Source organism: Streptococcus sp. SP1 (assembly GCF_030440005.1).
GTDB lineage: Bacteria > Bacillota > Bacilli > Lactobacillales > Streptococcaceae > Streptococcus > Streptococcus parasanguinis.
On sequence record NZ_JAQFJJ010000038.1, the window covers coordinates 1 to 3,403 of the forward strand.

General features: G+C 49.5%; 1 tRNA gene and 2 rRNA genes. All 3 read left to right on the forward strand.

The window, feature by feature from the left end:
- The first annotated feature begins 72 nt into the window (after positions 1-72).
- Positions 73-1,621: ribosomal RNA gene (locus tag PCY07_RS10385) — 16S ribosomal RNA — on the forward strand.
- A gap of 53 nt (positions 1,622-1,674) precedes the next feature.
- Positions 1,675-1,747: transfer RNA gene (locus PCY07_RS10390), tRNA-Ala, on the forward strand.
- A gap of 123 nt (positions 1,748-1,870) precedes the next feature.
- Positions 1,871-3,403, forward strand: a 23S ribosomal RNA gene (locus PCY07_RS10395); the annotation flags it as partial.

Sequence of the window (3,403 nt, forward strand, 5' to 3'; positions counted from 1 at the left end):
AAGTTGTAGTAACTGAACAATAAAAAACAATAAATCTGTCAGTGACAGAATGAGTTTAAGACAAACAATTATTTTAATGAGAGTTTGATCCTGGCTCAGGATGAACGCTGGCGGCGTGCCTAATACATGCAAGTAGAACGCTGAAGCTTGGTGCTTGCACCGAGCGGAGGAGTTGCGAACGGGTGAGTAACGCGTAGGTAACCTGCCTCTTAGCGGGGGATAACTATTGGAAACGATAGCTAATACCGCATAAAAGTCGACATTGCATGATGTTGACTTGAAAGGTGCAAATGCATCACTAAGAGATGGACCTGCGTTGTATTAGCTAGTTGGTGAGGTAACGGCTCACCAAGGCGACGATACATAGCCGACCTGAGAGGGTGATCGGCCACACTGGGACTGAGACACGGCCCAGACTCCTACGGGAGGCAGCAGTAGGGAATCTTCGGCAATGGACGGAAGTCTGACCGAGCAACGCCGCGTGAGTGAAGAAGGTTTTCGGATCGTAAAGCTCTGTTGTAAGAGAAGAACGAGTGTGAGAGTGGAAAGTTCACACTGTGACGGTAACTTACCAGAAAGGGACGGCTAACTACGTGCCAGCAGCCGCGGTAATACGTAGGTCCCGAGCGTTATCCGGATTTATTGGGCGTAAAGCGAGCGCAGGCGGTTAGATAAGTCTGAAGTTAAAGGCTGTGGCTTAACCATAGTACGCTTTGGAAACTGTTTAACTTGAGTGCAGAAGGGGAGAGTGGAATTCCATGTGTAGCGGTGAAATGCGTAGATATATGGAGGAACACCGGTGGCGAAAGCGGCTCTCTGGTCTGTAACTGACGCTGAGGCTCGAAAGCGTGGGGAGCAAACAGGATTAGATACCCTGGTAGTCCACGCCGTAAACGATGAGTGCTAGGTGTTGGGTCCTTTCCGGGACTCAGTGCCGCAGCTAACGCATTAAGCACTCCGCCTGGGGAGTACGACCGCAAGGTTGAAACTCAAAGGAATTGACGGGGGCCCGCACAAGCGGTGGAGCATGTGGTTTAATTCGAAGCAACGCGAAGAACCTTACCAGGTCTTGACATCCCTCTGACCGCTCTAGAGATAGAGTTTTCCTTCGGGACAGAGGTGACAGGTGGTGCATGGTTGTCGTCAGCTCGTGTCGTGAGATGTTGGGTTAAGTCCCGCAACGAGCGCAACCCCTATTGTTAGTTGCCATCATTTAGTTGGGCACTCTAGCGAGACTGCCGGTAATAAACCGGAGGAAGGTGGGGATGACGTCAAATCATCATGCCCCTTATGACCTGGGCTACACACGTGCTACAATGGCTGGTACAACGAGTCGCGAGTCGGTGACGGCAAGCTAATCTCTTAAAGCCAGTCTCAGTTCGGATTGTAGGCTGCAACTCGCCTACATGAAGTCGGAATCGCTAGTAATCGCGGATCAGCACGCCGCGGTGAATACGTTCCCGGGCCTTGTACACACCGCCCGTCACACCACGAGAGTTTGTAACACCCGAAGTCGGTGAGGTAACCTTTTAGGAGCCAGCCGCCTAAGGTGGGATAGATGATTGGGGTGAAGTCGTAACAAGGTAGCCGTATCGGAAGGTGCGGCTGGATCACCTCCTTTCTAAGGAAATGGAAACCTGTACGTTGGTCTTGTTTAGTTTTGAGAGGTCTTGTGGGGCCTTAGCTCAGCTGGGAGAGCGCCTGCTTTGCACGCAGGAGGTCAGCGGTTCGATCCCGCTAGGCTCCATTAACACTATAGTAGTGTTAAGCTTGAACATTGAAAATTGAATATCTATATCAAATAGTAACAAGAAAATAAACCGAAACGCTGTAAATATTTAAAGAGTTTAGGTCGTAAGACCAAAAATAAGGTTAAGTTAATAAGGGCGCACGGTGGATGCCTTGGCACTAGAAGCCGAAGAAGGACGTGACAAACGACGAAATGCTTTGGGGAGCTGTAAGTAAGCGACGATCCAGAGATGTCCGAATGGGGGAACCCACTAGCTGATGGCTAGTACTCCTATCTGTTAAGGATAGGTAGAGGAAGACGCAGTGAACTGAAACATCTAAGTAGCTGCAGGAAGAGAAAGCAAAAGCGATTGCCTGAGTAGCGGCGAGCGAAACGGCAGGAGGGCAAACCGAAGAGTTTACTCTTCGGGGTTGTAGGACTGCAATGTGGACATAAAGAATATAGAAGAATGACATGGGAAGGTCAGCCAAAGAGAGTAAGAGCCTCGTATTCGAAATAGTCTTTATACCTAGCAGTATCCTGAGTACGGCGGGACACGAGAAATCCCGTCGGAATCTGGGAGGACCATCTCCCAACCCTAAATACTCTCTAGTGACCGATAGTGAACCAGTACCGTGAGGGAAAGGTGAAAAGCACCCCGGGAGGGGAGTGAAATAGAACCTGAAACCGTGTGCCTACAACAAGTTCGAGCCCGTTAATGGGTGAGAGCGTGCCTTTTGTAGAATGAACCGGCGAGTTACGATATGATGCGAGGTTAAGTTGAAGAGACGGAGCCGTAGGGAAACCGAGTCTGAATAGGGCGCAATAGTATTATGTCGTAGACCCGAAACCATGTGACCTACCCATGAGCAGGTTGAAGGTGAGGTAAAACTCACTGGAGGACCGAACCAGGGCACGTTGAAAAGTGCTTGGATGACTTGTGGGTAGCGGAGAAATTCCAAACGAACTTGGAGATAGCTGGTTCTCTCCGAAATAGCTTTAGGGCTAGCGTCGACATTAAGATTCTTGGAGGTAGAGCACTGTTTGGGTGAGGGGTCCATCCCGGATTACCAATCTCAGATAAACTCCGAATGCCAAAGAATTATGGTCGGCAGTCAGACTGCGAGTGCTAAGATCCGTAGTCGAAAGGGAAACAGCCCAGACCACCAGCTAAGGTCCCAAAATAATTGTTAAGTGGAAAAGGATGTGGGGTTGCACAGACAACTAGGATGTTAGCTTAGAAGCAGCTATTCATTCAAAGAGTGCGTAATAGCTCACTAGTCGAGTGACCCTGCGCCGAAAATGTACCGGGGCTAAAACAATTTACCGAAGCTGTGGATACCTTTATAGGTATGGTAGGAGAGCGTTCTATGTGTGGAGAAGGTGTACCGTGAGGAGCGCTGGAACGCATAGAAGTGAGAATGCCGGTATGAGTAGCGAAAGACAGGTGAGAATCCTGTCCACCGTAAGACTAAGGTTTCCAGGGGAAGGCTCGTCCGCCCTGGGTTAGTCGGGACCTAAGGAGAGACCGAAAGGTGTATCCGATGGACAACAGGTTGATATTCCTGTACTAGAGTATGTAGTGAAGGAGGGACGCAGTAGGCTAACTAAAGCGTGCGACTGGAAGTGCACGTCTAAGCAGTGAGGTGTGAATTGAGTTAAATGCTTAATTCT